The sequence below is a fragment of the Paenibacillus sp. ISL-20 genome (assembly GCF_018613005.1).
Taxonomy (GTDB): Bacteria; Bacillota; Bacilli; order Paenibacillales; family Paenibacillaceae; genus Paenibacillus_AQ.
The window spans coordinates 48,488-71,189 of sequence record NZ_JAGGRD010000042.1 but is presented as its reverse complement, the minus strand read 5'-3'; the positions used below and the strand labels follow the sequence as shown (position 1 = coordinate 71,189).

The 22,702-nt window shown below is 50.3% G+C and carries 16 protein-coding genes and 1 pseudogene; 13 read left to right on the top strand and 4 right to left on the bottom strand.

The annotated features are described in order from the left end of the window. Positions 1-4 precede the first annotated feature (4 nt). The 3 genes from J7E85_RS24015 to J7E85_RS24005 all read left to right on the top strand — a co-directional run bounded on the left by J7E85_RS24015 (position 5) and on the right by J7E85_RS24005 (position 6,174). Positions 5-1,348 (top strand): peptidase U32 family protein, encoded by a 1,344-nt coding sequence (locus tag J7E85_RS24015; RefSeq protein ID WP_215162240.1) that lies wholly within the window; start codon positions 5-7, stop codon positions 1,346-1,348. A 216-nt stretch (positions 1,349-1,564) separates the two neighbouring features. After that, positions 1,565-3,739 carry a methyl-accepting chemotaxis protein gene (locus J7E85_RS24010; protein WP_215162238.1) on the top strand — a complete coding sequence of 725 codons (2,175 nt, stop codon included), beginning with the start codon at positions 1,565-1,567 and terminating at the stop codon, positions 3,737-3,739. Between the two features lie 644 nt (positions 3,740-4,383). Beyond that, entirely contained in the window at positions 4,384-6,174 is a 1,791-nt protein-coding gene (locus J7E85_RS24005; protein ID WP_215162236.1) for a peptidoglycan D,D-transpeptidase FtsI family protein, read from the top strand. Here J7E85_RS24005 and J7E85_RS24000 read toward each other — a convergent pair. Continuing rightward, the gene (locus J7E85_RS24000) at positions 6,171-7,286 is read right to left on the bottom strand and encodes an AI-2E family transporter (protein WP_215162234.1); all 1,116 of its coding nucleotides are present in this window, start codon (positions 7,284-7,286) and stop codon (positions 6,171-6,173) included. The two genes, J7E85_RS24005 and J7E85_RS24000, sit on opposite strands and share 4 nt — an antisense overlap. Before the next feature lie 142 nt (positions 7,287-7,428). Here J7E85_RS24000 and J7E85_RS23995 point away from each other — a divergent pair, with 142 nt between their 5' ends. Then, the gene (locus J7E85_RS23995) at positions 7,429-8,811 is read left to right on the top strand and encodes a polysaccharide deacetylase family protein (protein WP_215162232.1); all 1,383 of its coding nucleotides are present in this window, start codon (positions 7,429-7,431) and stop codon (positions 8,809-8,811) included. A gap of 130 nt (positions 8,812-8,941) precedes the next feature. On the opposite strand, the gene ilvD is transcribed toward J7E85_RS23995, so the two are convergent. Together ilvD and J7E85_RS23985 are read right to left on the bottom strand one after the other, a co-directional pair. Beyond that, entirely contained in the window at positions 8,942-10,630 is a 1,689-nt protein-coding gene (gene ilvD / locus J7E85_RS23990) for a dihydroxy-acid dehydratase (RefSeq protein WP_215162230.1), read from the bottom strand. 238 nt (positions 10,631-10,868) lie between these two features. Continuing rightward, positions 10,869-11,108, bottom strand: a pseudogene (locus tag J7E85_RS23985) (KGG domain-containing protein); the annotation flags it as partial. Between the two features lie 210 nt (positions 11,109-11,318). Between J7E85_RS23985 and J7E85_RS23980 the strand changes: the two are divergent. From J7E85_RS23980 to mgrA, 3 genes are all read left to right on the top strand, one after another. Beyond that, the gene (locus J7E85_RS23980; protein WP_215162227.1) at positions 11,319-12,086 is read left to right on the top strand and encodes an HAD family hydrolase; all 768 of its coding nucleotides are present in this window, start codon (positions 11,319-11,321) and stop codon (positions 12,084-12,086) included. A gap of 37 nt (positions 12,087-12,123) precedes the next feature. Further along, positions 12,124-12,876: an NAD-dependent protein deacylase gene (locus J7E85_RS23975; protein WP_076320470.1), complete on the top strand. Its 753-nt coding sequence runs from the start codon at positions 12,124-12,126 to the stop codon at positions 12,874-12,876. Positions 12,877-12,999: 123 nt separating this feature from the next. Continuing rightward, positions 13,000-14,016, top strand: coding sequence for an L-glyceraldehyde 3-phosphate reductase (gene mgrA, locus J7E85_RS23970; protein ID WP_215162225.1), 1,017 nt, complete (start codon positions 13,000-13,002; stop codon positions 14,014-14,016). Positions 14,017-14,146: 130 nt separating this feature from the next. Here mgrA and J7E85_RS23965 read toward each other — a convergent pair whose 3' ends face one another. After that, entirely contained in the window at positions 14,147-15,010 is an 864-nt protein-coding gene (locus J7E85_RS23965; RefSeq protein ID WP_215162223.1) for an AraC family transcriptional regulator, read from the bottom strand. A 189-nt stretch (positions 15,011-15,199) separates the two neighbouring features. On the opposite strand from J7E85_RS23965, the gene J7E85_RS23960 reads away from it, so the two are divergent. From J7E85_RS23960 to J7E85_RS23935, 6 genes are all read left to right on the top strand, one after another. Further along, positions 15,200-16,378, top strand: a complete 1,179-nt coding sequence (locus J7E85_RS23960; RefSeq protein WP_215162350.1) for a galactokinase — start codon at positions 15,200-15,202, stop codon at positions 16,376-16,378. Between the two features lies 1 nt (position 16,379). Further along, a complete protein-coding gene (galE, locus tag J7E85_RS23955; protein WP_215162221.1) occupies positions 16,380-17,369 on the top strand; it encodes a UDP-glucose 4-epimerase GalE in 990 nt (329 codons plus the stop codon). Between the two features lie 19 nt (positions 17,370-17,388). Beyond that, positions 17,389-18,978, top strand: a complete 1,590-nt coding sequence (locus J7E85_RS23950) for a UDP-glucose--hexose-1-phosphate uridylyltransferase (RefSeq protein ID WP_215162219.1) — start codon at positions 17,389-17,391, stop codon at positions 18,976-18,978. Positions 18,979-19,147: 169 nt separating this feature from the next. Further along, entirely contained in the window at positions 19,148-20,311 is a 1,164-nt protein-coding gene (locus J7E85_RS23945) for an iron-containing alcohol dehydrogenase (RefSeq protein ID WP_215162217.1), read from the top strand. A 202-nt stretch (positions 20,312-20,513) separates the two neighbouring features. Continuing rightward, entirely contained in the window at positions 20,514-21,047 is a 534-nt protein-coding gene (locus J7E85_RS23940; protein ID WP_215162215.1) for an NfeD family membrane protein, read from the top strand. Positions 21,048-21,051: 4 nt separating this feature from the next. Next, positions 21,052-22,584 (top strand): flotillin lipid rafts scaffold protein FloT, encoded by a 1,533-nt coding sequence (locus J7E85_RS23935; RefSeq protein WP_215162213.1) that lies wholly within the window; start codon positions 21,052-21,054, stop codon positions 22,582-22,584. The last annotated feature ends 118 nt before the right edge of the window (positions 22,585-22,702 follow it).

Here is a 22,702-nt window from a genome sequence, read left to right as displayed (position 1 = left end):
CAGCATGGAAGCAATGGCACAGCCAAAGTATAAGGGCAAACGCTATCGCCTGGACAAGCCGGAATTGCTCGCCCCGGCTGGTAATTTGGAAAAATTGAAATTTGCGGTGCATTATGGCGCCGATGCGGTTTATATTGGGGGTCAGAAATACGGCCTTCGTTCAAATGCGGACAACTTCAGCTTTGAAGAAATGAAAGAAGGCGTAGAGTTCGCCAAGAAATACGGCGCTAAAGTATTTGTAGCAACCAACATATATGCGCATAATGAGGACATTGAGGGAATTGAATCCTACCTGCGAAGTTTGGAGGAAGCCGGCATTGCGGCAATCATCGCTGCAGATCCGGCTATTATTGAGGTGGCCAAACGTGCTGCACCCAAGCTCGAAGTTCATCTGAGCACACAGCAATCCACATTGAATTGGCAGGCCGTGAAGTTCTGGAAGAACGAAGGATTGCCGCGGGTTGTACTGGGACGCGAGGCGAGCCTGGAGGAGATCGCAGCGATTAAAGAACATGTCGACATTGAGATCGAGGCCTTTATCCATGGCGCGATGTGCTCCTCGTTCTCCGGTCGCTGCGTGTTATCCAATCATTTTACGGATCGTGATTCCAATCGGGGCGGATGCTGCCAATCCTGCCGTTGGAAATACGATTTGTTTGTAGATGGAAGAGAAGATCAAGGCCAGTGGGTATCGGAAGAGCAGCAGTTGATAGAACAGCCGGCCCCTGCTCCGTCCCCATTCAAACCGGGCGTTACGCAGATCCCGCTGTTCCAGCCGGAAGACAACCAGTTTACGATGGGGTCGAAGGATCTCTGTATGCTCGAGCATATTCCGGATCTGATTGAGGTGGGAATCGACAGCTTCAAGATTGAAGGACGGATGAAATCGATCCATTACGTAGCGACTGTGGTCAATGTATATAGACAGGCGATTGATTCCTATATGGCTGACCCTGAGCGTTATGTATTGAAGCCGGAATGGATCGAGGAAATTAATAAAGCGGCCAATCGACCGCTGAATACCGGATTTTTCTATGATACACCGGATCATGAGGATCATATCTATGAACCGGAAGAGAAGGCGGTTCCTTATGACTTCGCCGGCTTGGTGATGGAGTATGATGAGGAATCGGGAACGGCAGTCATTCAGCAGCGAAACCACTTTAAGCCTGGGGATGAAATTGAGTTTTTTGGACCGGAAGGAACCTTCTTTAAGCAGTCAGTTGGTCCTATTAGGGATGAGAATGACAATGAACTGGATGCAGCTCGCCATCCTTTGCAGCTCATTCGCATGAAGGTGGACCAGCCGGTGTGTCATTTTGATATGATGAGAAAACGCAAAGGATAATAAAAATATAGTTACTTAGAACTACACAATTGAGAATCCGGGTCTGTGGATGGACCTTGGATTCTTTTTATTTGTAAAAAAATTAGGGATTAAGAATTATTTTTTTGCGAAAACCCAAAGGAAAACACCTCCAATTGTCGAAATAAAGAGTAACGAATACGTTTCAAGGGATTGGACCGACGTATTAATAATATGATTGTGGTAGGTGAACAGCTAATGTCAGAAGTTGAGCAGCATGATAAGAAGCCGAAAAAGGACAAGAAGCCCGGAGGAATTAAAGAGAAAAAGGAAAAACCTTCGGCATCAACAGGGATACATACTGCCAAGTCGTTCTTTTCAAACGTGGGAACGGCTATAAGCCGGATGCCAATGAACCCGGCAAAATCCGTCGGAATTCGGTTGTTCCTGATCTTTTTGTCAGCTATTGTATTTTTTGTTATCGTCTTGGGGTATCTGTCGTACGATAAGGCGAAGAGCACGATTGAGAAGAATGCTGCGAACGGCAATCAGCAGACGATCATTCAAACCTCTGAGAAAATCGACATCATTCTGGAGAAGTATGAGAATGCCGGTAGATCAATCTTCTATGACATTGAATTGCAGAAGTTATTGTCTGAATACACGAATAAAAAGTTAAGCGATTACGATTCATTTACGGTGGAGCGCAGCATTCGCGATAAACTATCCAATCAGATTACATCGGATTCGTCGATCAGAGCCATTTATTTGATCCCTTCCAAGGGAGAGAAGATCATATCGGCAGGACAAACCTCAGAATCCTCCAAAACTGTCCTTGAGCAAAGCTGGTATGCCGAACTGAAGGAAGGCGACAAGAAGATAATATGGCTGCCAACGATGCAGAACAGCGGCGCTCCATATTTCACGATTGCCCGTTCTTTGGGGTCTATGAATGATCTGAATTCAACATATGTGGTCATGTTTGAACTCAACGCCTCGGTACTGGATACGCACCTGAAGGGGATCAACCTGGGCGAGAACGGCCAACTGCAATTGATCAGTCCGGAAGGCATCGTTGTCTCCTCCAGCGAGTCCTCCCTTGTGGGTTCGGAAACCGCCTGGACGTTTGCGAAGGAGTTTCCGGAAGACTCCAAAACGGATAATGTAAGAACCAAGGATGAGAACGGAAGACAGGTTCTAGCGGTGTACAATGCGCTCAGTGCTAACGATTGGAAACTCGTAGGTTCTGTCCAAACCAGCGAGCTCACGAAGGATGCATCAAGCATCCTGGTCATCACACTTATCGTGGCTGCCATCGACGTTATTTTTGCCATTCTGATCGGGATTTGGATGGTAAGAATGATTGCCCGTCCATTAGGCAAGCTTAACCTGCTGATGAAGGAAGGCGCCAAAGGCAATTTGAATGTTCGTACAGACCATAAGAGCCAAGACGAAATCGGTCAGCTCTCCGCAAGCTTTAACGATATGATGGAGCAGATCACCGGACTCGTTCAGCAAACGAGCAATACCGCTCAGGAAGTGCTTAGAACGGCTACCGAGTTAAGTGATGCCTCGAAGAAGACGGCTATTTCCGCTAAAGAAATTGCCGTTGCTACCGAGGAAATCGCCAACGGTGCCAGCAGTCTGGCAGTTGAAGCCGAACGCGGCAGCGATCTGACTAACAACATCTCGAAGCAGATGCAAATTGTCGTTTCAGCCAACGAAGAGATGGGCAAATCGGCCCGTCACGTGGAAAGCGCAAGCGAGCTTGGAACGAAGCATTTGAGTGACTTGCTGGATAAGACCCATCAGACCGAGGATATGACCCGCTCGATGATGCACAAGGTCGATGGCTTGAAGGAGACGACCTCATCGGTTGTCAAAGTGCTTGACGTCCTTCAGAACATTACGAAGCAAACGAACATCCTATCATTGAATGCAACCATCGAAGCGGCCCGTGCCGGGGCGGCTGGTAAAGGCTTTATGGTCGTGGCCGATGAAATTCGCCAGTTGGCAGACCAATCCAGACAATCCATCGATATGGTCAGCCAGATTACAGACCGCATCATGACCGAGATGAATGAAACCGTGCAGGTATTGCTGGATGCGAACCCACTCTTCAAAGGTCAGATGGATGCTGTTAAGGAAACGAACGATATCTTCGTATCCGTTCAGCAGCAGATGGTCGACTTTATCGAGTCCTTGGATTCGGTGACGCATTCGATTGATGAACTGAATGAATCACAGAATGTACTTTCGGAAGCGATGAGTAACGTGAGTGCGGTAGCCGAAGAATCCTCTGCAACTTCGGAAGAGGTGGCTTCTCTCTCCACAGAGCAGCAAAGCGTCAGCAGTCAGCTGGTAAATCTATCATCGCAGCTGGAGAATGTATCGAATGAGCTGAAAGAGACTTTGTCTCGTTTTAGACTGTAAGATTGAATTTTTAATTCAAAGGCTGTTCCATCAGTTTAAGCTGATGGGCAGCCTTTTTTCACATTACATAATTTGTAAGTTTTCAGGCTGATGAATCCCGAGCCGATCGAAGAAGTTAACCGGAGGCTGAAGTCATTGGATCTCGATTAATGCCCCTGAATCCGGGACGGTCGAGCAATGGATTGAGGACAGCGCCGAAGATTTCCATCACGGATGATGACAGAATATCCACTAGTGGCGCTGCTGTGTTTAACGACGAGAATTACAAGTTCAAGGGCTTTCGCAATGCAAGATTCAAGTGCACGTTGACGCAAAAGTCAGAACCATAGGAACCATTACCGGTACCGAATAAGAAAAGAGGGAGACATGATGGACCTTCGCTACGACCTTTTGTTAAATCCGCTTGTTGTGATATGCACGCTGCTGCTTATCCTCGTTCCGTTCACTCTATTCAAAATAAATCAGTGTTTGCACAAATATGGTGACCCGCCCTGGAAGCAGCCAAAGAAGCCGGATTAAGTGTCAACGTCTTAATCGTGGGTGTCTTTTCTGGAGAACTCATTTTTGTAGAGAAGTGAACATGATTGAGTCAGGCTCCATATGGAAATAATGATGAGACATAGACCATATTGGAGGAGCAAGACATGAGGCTAATCCGAAATAAGCGAATTGCATACGGATGGCTGATACTGACGCTATTGATCGCCGTTTTGACGCTGCGTCTTGCATGGGTACAGTTTGTGATGAAGCATCAGCGGGTTCCCGGCAGCCGACATACGATGGTAGAGGCATCGCTGATACAGAGAGAGCGGGGCATTGTGCTGGATTCTGGCCGCGGCCATTTTACGGATCGGAACGGGAAACCGCTCACGGGCAAGCTCATCTGGGCAGCCGTGTTGTTTCCTGCAAGCGAGAAGGAACTGAAGAGCTCCCATAATCAGTTAGTGAAGCTGGCCCGTATACTGGGAACAAATAAGGATCATTTGATACAGACCTGGGGCAAGCTAAAGGAGCCTGAATTGTGGCATGGAGATAATTCGCTCATTCCTCGATCCTTAACCAAAGATCAGATTGTGCAGATTCAAGAGCTTGATCTTCCCAAACTCAAGGTTCTTCCTTATGAGCAGCGGTACGGCAATCGCCAATCGGGAATGCAGTGGCTTGGTTTTGTGTCCGGTCAGCGTAAGGAAAGCCTGTTCTTTGACGATGATCCGGAGGTTACCGGAACCAGTGGATTGGAGAAAACAATGGATTCGTTGATACGTGGGGAAGGGCCGACCATCGTCTATTTTCCGGTTAACAGCACCAATGAGGTCATTCAGGATATTAAACCGATGGTGAAGGCGCCTGATAATCGGTACTATCCGTTAAGGGTATCCACCACGATTGATATTGATATTCAACAAGGGATTGAGGCCATAACGGAGAAAGCGGGCATGAAAGAAGGAGCGGTTGTTGTGCTGGACGCTCGAAACGCGGATATCGTGGCTATGGTCTCCAGGCCATTCTATAATCCGGAGCAGATTCACCCGAAGGATGGCCAGTGGGAGAATCGCGGATTGAAAGCAGCCACGCCAGGTTCCATCTTCAAGCTAGTCACGGCCGCAGCCATACTTGAGAATGGTTTAAGCTCTGAAAGCGAACACTTCCATTGTGATGGAGAATACGGTAAGTTCGGAATGTCCTGCTGGAAAAAGGGAGGGCATGGAAAGATTGATCTTCGTGAAGGCTTCGCGGAGTCATGCAACGTCGTATTTGCTACTCTAGCGGAGAGATTGTCAGCTCAGCAAATGGCGGAGGCGGCCTCCGCGCTGGGCTTCGGGCAAACGGTAGGCTGGAAATCCCGGCAGTTTTTAGGGCTTCGTTCCTTTGCGCCATTGGATAATGAAGAGAAGGGCACGGTTTTTTCCAGCTCTGTGGACACCTCTGATGCAGGTGTTAGAGTCCAGACAGGCATAGGCCAAAGGGACGCTGCCGTATCCCCTCTGCAAGCGGCCAATGCGATGGTCATACTTCTTCATGGCGGGGTGAAGACCAAGCCCCGTATTTTGCAGCAAATCCGGTATGCTAACGGCCAGCTGCTCCAAGATATGGATCCACTAAAGGAGCAGATATCTGGAAGGGGTATTTCCCGGGAAACCTCTTCCATCCTGCTCGAGTGGATGGAGGATGTCGTCGAAGAGGGAACAGGCAGCTCATTAAAAAATCGCAAATGGACTCTTGCCGGTAAATCCGGAACGGCACAGGTTACAATAAAAGGCCGTGCCCGCAACAACCAGTGGTTTGTCGGGTACGGCCCAGTGGAGAAGCCACGTTATGCCGTGGCTGTATTGGTTGAGAACCGGAGCCCGAATAGCAGCAATCAGGCAACGGACATATTCGGTCAGGTTTCCGATTTCTTGGCTTCGGTTGAATCGGTCTCCGGCTCTGCCTAAGAGCGGGACATGTCCCAAGGGGAAACCTCGAATTCTTCGCTCGGCAGCCGGATCCACTGCTTCAGATATCCCTGGGTAAGCAGTTCCTTGATGAGAATCAGCAGGATAGGAGCCAGAATCAAACCGGCAACTCCAAAAATCGACAGCGAAATCATCATAAAGGACAGCATCAGAAATGCAGAGGATACGCCGATTGAGTTTCCTGTAATTTTTGGCTCAAGCAGCTGTCTGGAAATGACAACCACGACAAGCAGTACGATCAAGCCAATGGCAAGCCCAGTGTTGCCGACGATGAACAAATAGGTAATCCACGGAATAAGAATAACGGGAACGCCAAGCAGCGGCAGTACATCGAACACAGCGCAGATGAGCGCAACGGACAGGGAATTTCCCGTACCTAAGATCAGAAATCCTATGTATACAATGACAAAGGTAATGCTGACCAGCTTCATCTGAGCTTTTAAATACGAGCCAATCGCCTTGAATACATTTTCTTTGAGGAAAAGAAAAGCCGTCTTGAGGGTCTTCGGCGTCTTGTCTTTGGCAATTCTCCGCCAGCTGCCGATCTCAATGCTTAGAAAGAAGGCAAGGATGATCGCAACCCCGAAATTCGCGATGAACGAGGAGAACGACCCCATAAACCCAATGACATAATGGAAGAACGATTCGGCAGCGCCCTGGGCAAAGGTGGTAATGTCCTGGAAATAACCGTTCAGACGGTCTGTCAGATCGGGTGGCAGCGCGTCGAGCTTGGTTTGGAGGAAATTCAGGCTCTCTGAAAAATGCCTCTGGAGCGTTTTGGTGTAACCCGGCAAATTATCCTGCAGGTTCATGAACTGTGATACGATGAGCGCCCCGGCTCCGAACAGGATGCCCAGGATGACCAGCAGGAAGAGTAGAACGGATATCGCGGCGGCAAATGGTTTTGGCAGCCCCCTGCGGTGCAAGAATTTGGAGAAAGGCTCGATAATCAGGAAAACGAGGAAAGATAAAAACACTGGAGCTGCAATTTGGTACAGCTTACTGAATATAAACATGATCAGGTAAACCGTAAGCACGATTAAACCTATATCGAAGGCGGTTCTCCAATATTTTTTATACAAGGGAAGCATAGTGGGATATCGGCTCCTTTATACTATATTAATTGATATCATTGTACACGATTTGTGAAAAAAAAGCCTATTTCTTTAAGTGCTATGCTAAAATAATAATAGCGGGTTCATTAGAAAAAGAAATAAAAAGCGGGGAGTTAGCATGCAAACATTACTGCTATGGTTGTTTTACCTTTCATCTTTTTATGCATTTATTCCCGGCATCATGACCCGGATATTTGGTTTCCGAGTATTTCGCAGGGGAACAGGCTCGAACGACTTCGCCTTAACCTTTGATGATGGTCCTGATCCCGTCTATACACCAAGACTGCTGGATCTCTTGAAGCAGCATAATATGAAGGCGACGTTTTTCCTGGTGGGTTCTCATGCCGAGAAGCATCCAGAAGTTGTAAAACGCATTCATAGTGAAGGTCATCTGATCGGGATTCACAACTATGTTCACAAGAGCAATTGGTTCATGCGGCCGGTCACCGTCCGTAAACAGGTCAAGCGCACGGATGATATTATTTATTCCATCACCGGTGAGCGCTCGAGTTATTACAGACCGCCGTGGGGAATCGTGAATTTATTCGATTTTGCCAAGAATACCGGCTGCCGCATTATCCTATGGTCGTCGATGTTTAATGATTGGCGGAGCAAGATTGGCGCTGACAAGCTGACTCAGCGAATGCTTGCCAAGCTTAACGGTGGCGAGGTTATGCTCCTTCATGACTGCGGCACGACGGTGGGGGCGAACTCCGATGCACCGGAGCAAATGCTGATCGCATTGGAACGTGTTCTGAAAGTCGCAGAGCAGAAGGGAATGAGAAGCGTCCGAATCGACGACATGATAGCGAAGGAAAGCAAAGTGAAAGCGAAGAAGCTGTCTCCTCTCAAGCGTATGATCGTCTCGTTGTGGCTTCTCTGGGAAAAAGGATTTCATGCGGTGTTTGCTCTCGAAACGGTTACTCCGGCAGATCCGATGCTGCATTTTCGGAAGCGTGCTTTTACCGGTAAAACGGTCGTGATGGAAGATGGCAGCCGGCTTGAAAAGGGAGACCAGGTGCTAGAACTTCATTTTGATAACAAAAAATTGTTTGAGATCGGCAGCCGCTCCCGTTCGGAAGTACAGCTCGCCATCAAAATGATTCGTGCCGTGCAGAAAGACCTGCCTTCTCTGGCTAATATGGTGCTGGAACGGCCCGAGTACAAGGATATCAAGGGTTTGTATGCTGTTACCATGATTTCACGGGGACCGGAGCAATTCGGATTTCATGTCATGGATTTACAGCGGGGACTGTTTGCAAGCTCGTCCAGACTATATCTGAAACTGCTGCTTAGCGTCATTCATCCGAAAGGGCAGGCCCGTCTTAAAGAGGGCAGTCAGATCATGGAGCCGAAAATGCTCATGATGCCGGTGGATGTTCTGATCGGCCGTTATGCTGAGAAGAAGAATCAGGCCCAGCCTCCATCCGAGGAGCAGCAGGAAATACAACAAGAACATGTGGGTGACCTGGCCGTTGCCAGTGCATCGCAGGGTATGTAGTTCATCGAACCGATTGTTTACTGTCATTATGTATGGATCATCTCTTAGATGGAATTTTGGATATAACAAAGGGGTTATCCCTGCAGGCTTACCAATGCCTGCGAGGGATAACCCCTTTGCTTTGTTTGAATTAGATTTTTAATACGCCGCCTGAGCTGGCGTTCGTAACAAGCTTCGAGTAACGAGCGAGATAACCAGTCTTCACTTTCGGTTCGAAGTCAACCCATTTGCTGTGGCGTACAGCCATTTCCTCATCGGAAACGCCCAGCAATTGAATAGTCCGGTTATTCAGGTCAAGCTCGATGATATCTCCGTCTTCAACGAAAGCGATAGGTCCGCCTTCTGCCGCTTCCGGCGAGATATGACCGATACTGATACCGCGGGATGCACCGGAGAAGCGTCCGTCTGTGATCAGACCGACTTTGGCCCCAAGCCCCATACCTGCAATCTGTGAAGTCGGCGCCAGCATTTCTGGCATACCCGGTCCGCCCTTCGGCCCTTCATAACGAATGACAACCACATGGCCTTCTTTAACCTTGCCGTTGGCAATGCCGCTAAGCGCTTCATCTTGCGAGTTAAAGCAGATGGCAGGTCCTTTATGGTATCCTCCAACCGATGGATCAACGGCACCGACTTTGATGATCGAACCTTCAGGAGCCAGATTACCATACAGTACGGCGAGACCACCGCGCTCGGAATATGGGGAATCGATCGGATGGATAACGTTCTGATCCTGAATTTCGCAGCCCTCTACGTTCTCGGCTAGCGTCTTGCCTGTTACGGTGATGCAATCCCCGTGCAATGCGCCAGGCTTCTTGAGAAGCTCGTGCAGAACCGCGCTCACGCCGCCTGCTAAATGCACATCCTCGATAAAGTAATCCGAAGCTGGAGCCAGCTTGGAGATGTGAGGAACGCGGTCAGCAACTTCGTTGATTCGCTCCAGCGGGTAATCGAGACCGGCTTCTTGAGCGAGAGCCAATGTATGAAGCACCGTGTTGGTGGAGCCGCCCATGGCCATATCGAGCGCAAACGCGTTGTCGATGGCTTCTACGGTCACGATATCACGCGGCTTGAGGTCCATTTTTACGAGTTCCATCAATTGTTTGGCTGATTGTTTAACAAATTCTTTACGCTCTTCGGCAATGGCAAGAATGGTGCCGTTGCCCGGCAGAGCCAGACCCAGCGCTTCGGCAAGACAATTCATGGAATTGGCGGTGAACATGCCGGAACAGGATCCGCAGGTTGGACAACCGAATTGTTCCAATTCCAGGAGCTCATCATCATTGATTTTGCCAACCTGGTGAGCGCCGACGCCTTCAAATACGGAGGTCAGTGACAATTTACGGCCTTTGCTGTCCACGCCGGCTTTCATCGGTCCGCCGCTGACAAACATCGTTGGGATGTTGACGCGCAGGGCACCCATCAGCATGCCTGGCGTGATCTTGTCACAGTTCGGGATACATACCATACCATCGAACCAGTGAGCGGATACGACAGTTTCCAGGGAGTCGGCTATGATCTCGCGGCTTGGCAGCGAGTAGCGCATGCCGATATGTCCCATGGCAATTCCGTCATCCACGCCGATGGTATTGAATTCGAACGGGACGCCGCCGGCTTCACGGATCGCTTCCTTCACGATTTTGCCGAATTCCTGAAGATGCACATGACCCGGAACGATGTCGATGTAAGAGTTACATACGGCGATGAACGGTTTGCCGAAATCTTCTTCCTTAACGCCTGCTGCACGCAGAAGGCTGCGGTGCGGCGCGCGGTCAAAGCCTTTTTTGATCATGTCTGAACGCATTTTTTTGGTTGTCATGATGTCGATTTCCCCCCAGATCTATTATAAAATTGTTACGCTTTAGCGCGGTCTTCCGGCAAAGCAGCCGGATACCTGTAAACAGCGAATAGGTTTTAAATGAGTCTATCACAAAAAGGTAGGTTTTTCTACATGATATTAATTAGGAAGCGATGGAAAGAAGCCTGTTGTGATGGCATGCAAAGAGCCTGTTCCCATAGGGTGGACACAGGCTCCTATTTGAGTGATGATGCTATTTCTTGCCGCCTTTGCGGCCAATTTCTTGATAGAATTCACGATTATGATTCCGCGAGGTGGCTTCGCCGCCCTTTTGACCGATTTCCTGGTAAAACTCGCGGCTATGGTTCTTGGACGTCGCTTTGCCGCCTTTTTTGCCGATTTCCTGGTAGAATTCGCGGGTATGCTTTTTCGCAGTCGCTTCGCCGCCAAGACGTCCTGCTTCTTCGCGGGTCATCTTTCGATTGCTGCTTGTTGCCATCACAAATCACTCCTTTACCGTCGTATTTGCTATGCGTATATGTTACTTACCACGGCTCATTTGTCATGAATCAAAACATTCGACTAAAGATTGGTAAATTTCCATTTCGGATCAAATTCTGAGTCCTAGTGTTAATTTCGCTTAAATCAGAGTTTATTTCATGGTTTAATAAGAGTATGATCAAGATTAGGATAGGGAGGTTTTTTAACATTGCCGTTTGTTCAAGTGAAGGGACGAACCGTTCCCTGCAAAGGGATTTTGTTTGATAAAGACGGAACGCTTCTCCATTTTATGGCGCTGTGGGGAGGATGGACCGATTATGTGCTCAAGTTCATGGAGGAACGGCTGGAATTAATGGGAGCCGGCTTCACGCTGCCAAAAGAGCAGGTGCTAGGCACAAAGCATGATGCAAGCGGGCGCGTGTCGGGTTACGATCTTCAGGGTCCGCTCGCCATGGGCACCGTGGAGGAGACAAACGGGCTATTGGCTTGGCAGCTGTACGCTGCAGGAATGCCCTGGAACGAAGCGATTATGCAGGTCCATCAAATTACGAAAAATGCCATGTATGAAATTCGTCAGCAGAAGCCGGCATTCCCGATGCCGGGGCTGGAGAATTTTCTGAAGAAGTGCAGCTTGGCTTCCGTGAAGATGGCCGTGGTTACTTCGGATGATACTTCAAATGCCAAGGAACAGCTGGAGTGGATGGGGCTTCACTCTTCCTTTACGGCCATTTTGGGAAGAGATCAGGTTCGAAACGGCAAGCCGCACCCGGAAATGACAGAGGCCGCCTGCCGCCTGCTTGGGATTATGCCCGAGGAAGCGGTGGTAATCGGTGACAGCAACGCGGATATGCAAATGGCGAAGCAAGCAGGCGCCGCTCTGGCTGTGGGTTTATTGACAGATGAGGGGGAACCTGTACATCTGACAGATGCCGATGTTATCATATCCGATTATAATGAATTAGACGTGCATAGGTAGACGTGTTATTTTAAGGGCTGTACGGAGGTGTAAAAGAGTGGAGAACAGGGAAAAGATCGAGCAGTTGGCAACATGGATCGAAGCGAGCGACTACATTGTTTTTTTCGGGGGAGCCGGTACCTCCACGGAGAGCGGGATTCCTGACTTCCGTTCGGCAGCCGGACTATACCAGAGCGAGCACCAATCTCCGTATCCGCCGGAGGTCATGCTCAGCCACACTTTTTTTATGAAGCATCCGGAAGTGTTTTACGACTTTTACCGGAGCAAGATGCTTCACCCGCATGCGCAGCCGAACGGCTGTCACCGGCTATTGTCGAGACTGGAACATGACGGTAAGCTGAAGGCGGTGGTCACGCAAAATATCGACGGTTTGCATCAGACCGCTGGATGTTCTGAGGTGTTGGAGCTTCATGGCTCTGTGCACCGCAATTATTGCATGGATTGCTCCCGGTTCTACAGCCTGCAGGATATTCTGGACATCAAGGAAACCGTCCCGCGCTGCAAGGATTGTGGAGGGCTGGTGCGGCCGGATGTCGTGCTGTATGAAGAGGAATTGGACCAAAACATCATCATGCGCTCGATCCAGGAAATATCGACGGCGGATTTATTGATTATTGGCGGGACTTCCCTGACGGTACACCCCGCTGCGAGTTTGATATCCTATTTTCATGGGAGCAAGGTAGCTTTGCTGAATGCAGATCCAACCCCTTACGATCACCGGGCAGGCCTCTTGATTGCGGATCGGATCGGTCAGGTCATGACGCAGGTGGATAAGCTGATCAGCACGTAACGGTGACAGCGGCGGCGTGCTGTTGTACCTATAACTGTAATCGTTTTCTTGTCAAAGGACGACCAAACACGATAAGATGGAATTTAGCAATGGACCTATCACTTAGAGAGGCAGGGATTGCAAGTGACCTATGTGGCTAGCGAAGACCGCTATGAAGGAATGAAGTATAACCGCGTGGGGAGATCCGGATTGAAACTTCCGGCGATCTCCCTTGGATTATGGCATAATTTCGGTGGTGTCGACACGTATGAAAACGGGCGTAATATGATTACGCGCTCCTTCGATCTGGGCATAACCCACTTCGATCTTGCGAACAATTACGGACCGCCTGCAGGCTCTGCCGAAGAGACATTCGGTAAAGTTCTCTCAAGAGATCTTAGGGCTTACCGTGATGAAATCGTCATTTCGTCCAAAGCGGGCTATTATATGTGGCCAGGACCTTACGGTGACTTCGGATCGCGTAAATATCTGGTAGCAAGCCTTGATCAGAGCTTGAAACGAATGGGCCTGGACTATGTCGATATTTTCTATCATCATCGGATGGATCCAAAAACGCCGCTTGAGGAAACTATGGTAGCGCTGGATCATCTTGTTCGTTCTGGCAAGGCCCTTTATGTTGGAGTTTCCAATTATTCGCCGGAGAAGACGCGGGAAGCAATATCAATTCTGAAAAGCCTGGGAACTCCGCTGCTCATCCATCAACCAAGCTACTCCATGCTGGACCGTTGGGTGGAGAATGGACTGCTCGATGTTCTGGAAGAGAACGGGGTCGGAAGCATCGCGTTCACTCCGCTTGCTCAAGGACTATTGACCAACAAATATTTGAACGGCGTGCCTGGCGATTCACGCGCCGCAAGCGCATCCGTATTCTTGAACGAGAGCAATATCACGCCTGAAGCGCTGCGCAAGATCAGAGCCTTGAACCAAATCGCTCAAGCGCGGAACCAGAGTCTCGCCCAATTTGCTCTCGCCTGGGTCCTTCGCGGGGGCCGGATGACATCTGCCCTGATCGGAGCAAGCAAGGTGAGCCAGATCGAAGACAATGTAGCTGCCTTGAACAACCTGGAGTTCTCGAAGGAAGAGCTGGATCGCATTGAAGCGATTCTGAAAACGGAGAACGCCTCTACTGCAGAGGGATGATCATTGCCACTAATGATTGCATGCTGAACATAACATAGATTTCAACATACATGAATGGAGCGCGTCAGGATGATTACGGACCTGACAGGCGCTCCTTTTTCATTTAGATGCATCGGGCTGAAGATAAAAGTTAAGTTAATGCGGATGATGAGAGGATATCCTTGCGGTACCGCGTCGGGGATCGGCCGACAAGACGCTTGAACTGACGCGAGAAATAGAGTGGATCGGTGAGTCCAACGGATGCGGAAACCTGCTCGATGGACAAATCGGGACGTTCGCGCAGCAGCCGCTTGGATTGGTCGATTCTTAATTTAAGCAGATACGTTATCGGAGTCATGCCCGTTTCCTGCTTAAAGATGCGCGACAGGTATGCGCGGTTGTAGCCCAGGCTTGCGCACATTTGTTCAATCGAGACGGGATGAGCGTACTGAGAAGCCATGTAATTGATCATTTGCTTCACCGTGCGCTGAACCTGCGGTTCTGCCAGCGTTAAGCGGGACGGCCGGTCACTCCGATTCATGATCTCAGCCCAGATTAAATGCAGATAACCGATGGCGGCGATATGGGAGCTTTCTTCCCTGGATTGAAAATGGCTTTGAATAAGGGACACATAGCCGGGAATCGGGTTGTTATCCATGAGATGGAGAACAGGCTTTTCGGGTGTGAGTCCCGAACGGGATACGCCTTCGCCGGCTTGCTCTCCATCAAAGGCAACCCACCGGTAACGCCAGGGCTGGCTCGCATCGGATACATAACTGACAATCTGGCCGGGATGGATCAGGAAACAGTCGCCGGGGCCGAGCTGATACCTGTCGGTTTCGGTTCGAAATACACCATGTCCCGACTCGATGATATGCAATAAGTAATGATCGTATATTTTCGGCCCCAATGCATGCTCCGGCCGGGTCTGGCTCTCACCGGCGAATCGGACGTGGAGCGAATCGCTGCCTTGCTGTGCAGGATTGGAAGCAACAGAATAGGTTGGTTTCATCATTCATTTTCCTTTACAATAAGTTTGGGAAAAAGAGGAACTGCGGGGACATCGCTGATTTTATGAATTCATTGTACCTCCAGAAGTCACATAAATCCATATGTAACGCACAAGATTTCATTATCGCTTAACGAGATTTCCATTATACTGAAGACAGTAAAACTACCATATGTACAGGATGGAGTGATGGCAGTGACGACGCAACAGCTTATGGAAAGATTTATGGACAAGCACGGCGAGAACCAGCATAAGGTTCGCATATTTAACGCACCCGGTCGTGTGAACCTGATCGGGGAGCATTTGGATTATAACGGAGGTTACGTGCTTCCGGCCGCCTTGGAGTTTGGTACCACCTTGATTATAAGGCCGCGCGACGATAACAAGGTGAGCTTTTCATCCACCAATATCCCCTATGAACTAACGATCAGCCTGGATGATGATTATGGCTACAAAAGCGATCAATGGACGGATTATCCGGTCGGCGTCATAACGGAGCTAAATAAAATCGGCTGCAACCTTAGCAGCGGTTATGACCTGCTCTACCATGGAGATATCCCGAACGGCGCAGGCCTCTCGTCCTCGGCGTCCATCGAAGTGGTCACGGCTTACGCCTTCTTGAAGATGGAAGGCAAGGAGACGGATACGGTGGAGATTGCGAAGCTTTCGCAGCGGGTGGAGAACCTGTTCGTCGGCGTCAACTCCGGCATTATGGATCAATTCGCCGTAGCCAACGGCAAGCAGGATCATGCCATTCTGTTAATGTGCGATACGCTGGAGTATGAGCTGGTACCTTTCCGGACCGGAGCATACAAAATCGTGATATCGAATACCAACAAACGGCGCGGACTCGTCGATTCCAAATACAATGAACGCCGCAGCGAGTGCGACCGCGCTTTGGAAATATTGCAGAAGGAGCTGCCGGCGTTATCGTATCTCGCTCAACTGAATCCGGATCAATTCGCAACCTTGCAGGACAGCATCCGAGATGAAACCGTCCGAAGACGTGCCCAGCATGTCGTTGAGGAAAACCAGCGTGTGCATGATTCCGTGAAGGCTTTGAAGAACGGTGATCTGGAAGCATTCGGACAATATATGAACCAGTCCCACGACTCTTTGCGTTATCTGTACGAAGTAACGGGCGATGAGCTGGATGCGCTGGTGGAAGAAGCTCAGCGGATTCCAGGCACGCTGGGTTCCAGAATGACGGGAGCCGGCTTTGGAGGCTGTACGGTATCTCTCGTGCACGAGGATGCGGTGGAGCGTTTCATCACGGAAGTGGGGCAGCAGTACGAAGCCAGAATTGGACTGAAGCCGGATTTCTACGTATGCGGTGTAGGTCAAGGCGTGCATGAAGTGAAGGAGGGCGAATAATATGGCTATTTTAGTGACTGGCGGTGCGGGTTACATTGGTTCTCACACCGTAGCGGAGCTCTTGGAGCAGGGGGAAGAGGTTGTTGTAATCGACAGTCTGGAGACGGGGCATCGCGAAGCGCTGCTCGGCGGAAAGCTGTATGTCGGCGACTTGCGTGACAAGGCGCTGCTGAAACAGCTATTTTCGGAAAACGACATTGATGCCGTTATCCATTTTGCCGCGAATTCTCTGGTTGGCGAGAGCATGAAGGATCCGGTGAAATATTACGATAACAACGTATACGGAACGCTGTGCCTGCTGGAAGCCATGAATGAAGCGGGTGTGCGGAAGATCGTCTTCTCGTCAACGGCAGCAACCTATGGCGAGCCTGAGAAGGTGCCGATCGAGGAAACGGACCGGACGCAGCCAACGAACGTGTACGGGGAAACCAAGCTGATGATGGAACGGATGATGTCCTGGTTTGATACCGTGCTTGGCGTGAAGTATGTGTCCCTTCGTTACTTCAACGCAGCCGGCTCGCATGCCAGCGGTAAGATCGGTGAGGATCACCGGCCGGAAAGCCATCTGATTCCGCTTGTCCTGCAAACGGCTTTGAAGCAGCGCGCAAGCATCTCGGTGTTTGGCGATGATTATGCAACGCCTGACGGCACATGTGTCCGTGACTACATTCATGTCAGCGATCTTGCGAACGCGCATCTGCGCGCGGTTGAGTACCTCCGCCGCGGAGAGCCCAGCAATGTGTTTAACCTCGGCAACGGACTCGGGTTCTCGGTGAAGGAAGTGATTGAGACCTCGAAGCAGGTGACGGGTGCCGATATTCCGGTTGTCATGGAAGCTCGCCGTGCTGGTGACCCTGCGGTATTGGTGGCGTCATCGGACAAAGCGAGAACGGTTCTCGGATGGACACCATCTAGAACATCGCTTGAGGAGATTATCGAGAGCGCATGGAAATGGCACAGCAGCCGTCCGGACGGTTACGGTGACAACTAATCCAAGGGGGACGATGACCATGAATGCAGCAACATCAGGAACTCCCGAATCCAAGCAGGTTCTTCATGCGATTGAAATGCTGGTGCGTTTTGCACTCAATAAAGGTCTTATCCTGGCAGCGGATGCGGATTACAGCCGCAATCTGCTGCTGGAGGATTTCGGATTCAGCGAGCCGTACGGTGACGAAGTGAATGACCCGATACCGGATGGTCCTCAGGCCATGCTCGACGTGATGATCGATTACGGCGCAGCGCATGGCATGATTCCAGAGAATACCGATACGTACCGGGATTTGCTGGACGCCAAAATTATGGGCCGTCTCATGGCAAGACCTTCGGAAGTGACTGCTCGGTTCCGGGCGGTTCAGCAGGAGCAGGGGATCGTCGAGGCTACCCGGCAATTTTATAATCTGTGCATCGACTCGAACTACATTCGGATGGATCGCGTAGCCAAAAACGAATACTGGCGGCACGCCAGCTCGTATGGCGATATTGAGATTACCATCAATCTCTCCAAGCCGGAGAAGAGCCCGAAGGAAATCGCCATGGCTAAACTGCTGCCACCGCCGGTCTATCCGAAATGCCAGCTCTGTCGCGAGAATGTCGGTTATGCAGGCAGGGTCAATCACCCGGCGCGGCAAAACCTGCGCATTATTCCGCTGGAGCTAAACGGAGAACCATGGTTCTTCCAATACTCGCCGTATGTTTACTATAACGAGCACTGTATTGTATTCCATCACGACCATGTGCCAATGAAGCTGACTAAAGCGACGCTTGCCCGCCTCTTGAGCTTCGTCGATGCCTACCCGCATTATTTTCTCGGATCGAATGCGGATCTCCCGATTGTCGGGGGCTCGATTCTAACGCATGATCATTTTCAAGGGGGACGCCATACCTTCCCGATTCAGAAAGCACCGAAGGTGGCCGGATTTACGCATGGGAATTATCCGGGCGTATCCGTGGCCATTGTGAAGTGGCCGATGTCGGTTATCAGGCTATCCTCAAAGGAACGGGAATCGCTCCTTGAATGCGCGAACAGCCTATACGAGGCATGGAAAATTTACAGTGATCCTTCAGCAGATATTGAAGCGTTCAGCCAAGTGGACGGAGAGCGGGTCCGCCATAATACGGTTACTCCGATTGCCCGCCGAAATGACGAGGGCATCTATGAGATGGACCTGGTTCTGAGGAACAATCGCACGAATGAGCAATATCCGGAAGGGATCTTCCATCCTCACCGGGAGATGTTCCACATCAAGAAGGAAAACATCGGCTTGATTGAAGTGATGGGCCTGGCGATCCTGCCGGGCCGACTCAAGGAAGAGCTCGATCTAATCGCCGATATCCTGGCGGGGAACGAGGAGCTTTACGCGGACAGCAAGGCCACCGACCATCCGCTTGCCATCCATGGGGATTGGATCGAGGAGCTGCTGGGACGGGGAACAGACGCGCCCGATAAAGCCGGGGCGATCGAGCTGATTCGCCGGGAGGTCGGCCACAAATTTACGACGATTTTGGAGCATGCCGGAGTGTACAAACAGACGGTAGAAGGACAACAGGCATTTCAGCGATTCCTGAGCCATATGGGATACGTCCCAGAAAGCAAATAGACTTCATTGATGGATATATAATGGATTGAAGTAACCATGATCATAATTCAAACAGCCGATCTTTCTGGAGAAGGACGGCTGTTTGTTTTACATAATGGGAATGGTATAGAATGAAAAAGCATGCACGATAGAATATAGATGCAAACAAGATGCCATGGAGGTAATGTACATGAGACCTTTTGTCTTTCATAATCCGACTCAGTTGATTTTTGGCAAGGGCAAGCTGAGCGCTTTAAGTGGTGAAGTGGCCAAATACGGACGGAACGTATTACTCGTATTTGGTGGCGGCAGTATTAAGCGCAGCGGGCTGTACGATCAGGTTATTGAGTTACTGCAGGAAGCGAATGCGGTAGTGACGGAGCTTGCCGGTGTGGAACCGAACCCGCGCCTGTCGACGGTTCATAAGGGTGTGGCATTGTGCCGGGAGCATAACATTGATCTTATTCTGGCCGTTGGCGGTGGAAGCGTCCTTGACTGCTCCAAGGCCATTGCCGTTGGTGCCAAATACGATGGAGATATGTGGGATTTTGTAGAACGCAAAGCCGTTCCGCAAGCGGGTCTTCCACTTGGAACGGTACTTACGATGGCTGCAACGGGATCGGAGATGAACGGCGGCTCCGTCATCACCAATGAAGTTACCCAAGAGAAGATGGGTTGGGGAAGCCCTCATGCGTACCCTGCATTTTCGATTCTGGACCCTGTACATACGTTCTCTCTTCCGCGGGATCAGACGGTGTACGGTATCGTAGATATCATGTCTCACGTGCTGGAGCACTACTTCCACCAAGACACCAACACGCCCGTGCAGGACGGCTTCTGCGAAACGATACTTCGTACTGTTATTGACACGGCACCAAAGCTGGTTGAGGATCTGGAGAACTATGAGCACCGCGAGACGATCATGTACTGCGGAACGATGGCGCTGAACGGTATGATCAATATGGGGATGGCCGGCGACTGGGGAACCCATAACATTGAGCATGCGGTATCTGCTGTATACGATATACCGCATGGCGGCGGTCTGGCGATTCTGTTCCCGAATTGGATGAAGTATAATCAGAGTGCGGATCCTCAGCGCTTCAAGTCGCTTGCCGTGAACGTATTCGGAGTTGACCCGGCAGGAAAAAGCGATGAAGCCATCGGATTGGAAGGAATCGAAGCGCTTCGCCGCTTCTGGAATTCCATTGGTGCGCCAAGTACGCTGGGAGCGTACGATATTGACGACAGCCAGATCGAGGCTATGGCCGATAAGGCGATGCGGTTTGGTCCTTTTGGCAACTTCCGCAAGCTGCAGCGTGAAGACGTCGTGGAGATTTATAAAATGTCACTATAAGGGTTGTCCTGTCGTTACATGACAAGGAATAGAAATGGGTTCAAAGCCTGCCGGTTCATGCCGTGCAGGCTTTTTAATTGGGACGTGGAATATAGATATGAAGAGATTTTCATACGTTTGAGGGAAATAATTGAAACTTTAACAAACATTTTGCCGTATTACTTGTTATACACAGTAAGGAATTCCAGAGGGGGCAATCAACATGGAAGCGTTATATTGGGGCTGTCTGATCGGAGGCGTGATATTTGCCTTCGTAACCGTGGTGCTTGGCGACATACTTAGCTCGGCGCTTGACGGATTGTTGGACTTTTTGTCAGTGGATTTTTTCAATCCGGTTGTGATCGCTGGAGGAATCACCGTATTTGGCGGTACCGGAATCATGCTGACGAAATACACGGAATTAGCGGCAGGTGCCCATGTAACGCTGTCTGTCTTAGCGGCTATCGTCATTTCGATTCTCGTCTACTTCGGCTACGTTAAACCGATGGCGAACAGCGAGAACTCGACGGGCTTCTCCATAAAGGAGCTGGCGGGTATGATCGGCGTTATCACCGTACCGCTTCCTGCAGAAGGATTCGGTGAAGTGATGGTCAAGGTTGGTGCAGGCAACACAACGCACATCGCGTCTAGCTTTGATCGCCAAAGTCTCCCCGCAGGTGTCCGTGTGGTGGTTGTCGACGTTGTTGAGGGTGTCCTGAGAGTGTCCGAACTGGAAGAACGAAAAGGAGAGGATTGATTCAATGCCAGAATTCTTAGTAATTCCGTCGATTGTTGTAGGCGTCATTGTCGTGTTAGGACTTGCGTTCTGGGCCCGTTACAAAACGGTGAGCCCGGATGAAGCGATGATCGTAACCGGTTCTTTTTTGGGAAGCAAAAATTTGTCGGAGGATGAATCCGGTCGCAAAATCAAAATCGTGCGCGGCGGAGGCGCATTTATACTTCCCGTATTTCAGCGCTCCGAATTTGTATCGCTCTTATCTCATAAACTGGATGTTATGACACCTGAAGTGTACACGGAGCAAGGTGTTCCGGTTATGGCCGATGGGGTAGCCATCATAAAAGTGGGAAGCTCGATCGAAGATGTGGCAACGGCAGCCGAGCAATTTATGGGTAAGCCGATTGAAGCGCTGAAGGGCGAAGCCCAAGAAGTGCTGGAAGGTCATCTTCGTGCCATTCTCGGTTCCATGACGGTAGAGGAAGTTTACCGTAACCGCGATAAATTTGCGCAGGAGGTTCAGGGTGTCGCTGCAAGAGACCTCAAGAAGATGGGACTGCAGATCGTTTCCTTTACCATTAAGGACGTTCGCGATAAGCATGGATATCTGGAAGCGCTCGGTAAACCGCGGATCGCTACGGTAAAGCGGGATGCGGAGATTGCTGAAGCCGAAGCGGTGCGTGACGCGCGGATTCAGAAAGCGCGCGCGGAAGAAGAAGGACAGAAGGCCGAGGTTATACGTGATACCAATATCGCGGAAGCCGAGAAGGAACGAGAGCTGAAGGTCGCTTCCTTTAAGAAGGAGCAGGATACGGCGAAGGCCGAAGCGGACCAAGCCTATCATATCCAGGAAGCCCGTGCCAAACAAACGGCGGTTGAGGAGCAGATGAAGGTTGAGCTCGTTCGTAAGGAACGGGAAATCGATCTGCAGGAAAAAGAAATCATGATTCGTGAGAAGCAGTACGACGCGGACGTGAAGAAAAAGGCCGAAGCGGATCGCTATGCCGTTGAGCAGGCGGCCGAAGCGGATAAGGCCCGCAAGATGCGCGAAGCGGATGCCTTGCAGTATTCCATCGAAACCCAAGCTAAAGCCTCTGCGGAACAGAAGCGCCTGGATGGTCTGGCAGTTGCGGATGCTGAGCGTGCGAAAGGTACGGCTGAAGCCGAAGTCATTCGCCTGCGCGGTATTGCCGAAGCCGATGCCAAAGAGAAACTCGCCGAAGCGTTCCAGAAGTTCGGAGAAGCTGCTGTGCTCGACATCATCGTAAAAATGCTGCCTGAGCTTGCCGGCAAGATTGCTGAGCCAATCTCGTCCATCGACAAGCTGACGGTTGTTGATACAGGCAAAGGCGAGGGAGCAGCTCGCGTGAGCAATTATGTGACCGAGCTGATGTCCACGGCGCCTGAAATGCTGAAGAGTGTGTCAGGGATTGATGTGGAAGAACTGATTAAAGGATTGACCAAGAAGTCTTCCCCGGCCCAAAAGCCGGTAGCTGTGGAGCAGGAGCTTGTCCCGGTACCGGTGCCTGTCGAGACAAGTGCTGCGAAGGAAGAATAGAACGAGCGGCAAGTAGGATTGGATAGCGATCACAGGCAGCGGTACGGCGCTTTGGAGACTTTGGCAACCACATATGATTTTGCCGCGCTTTGATATTTCTGATAAGATATCCGAGTAT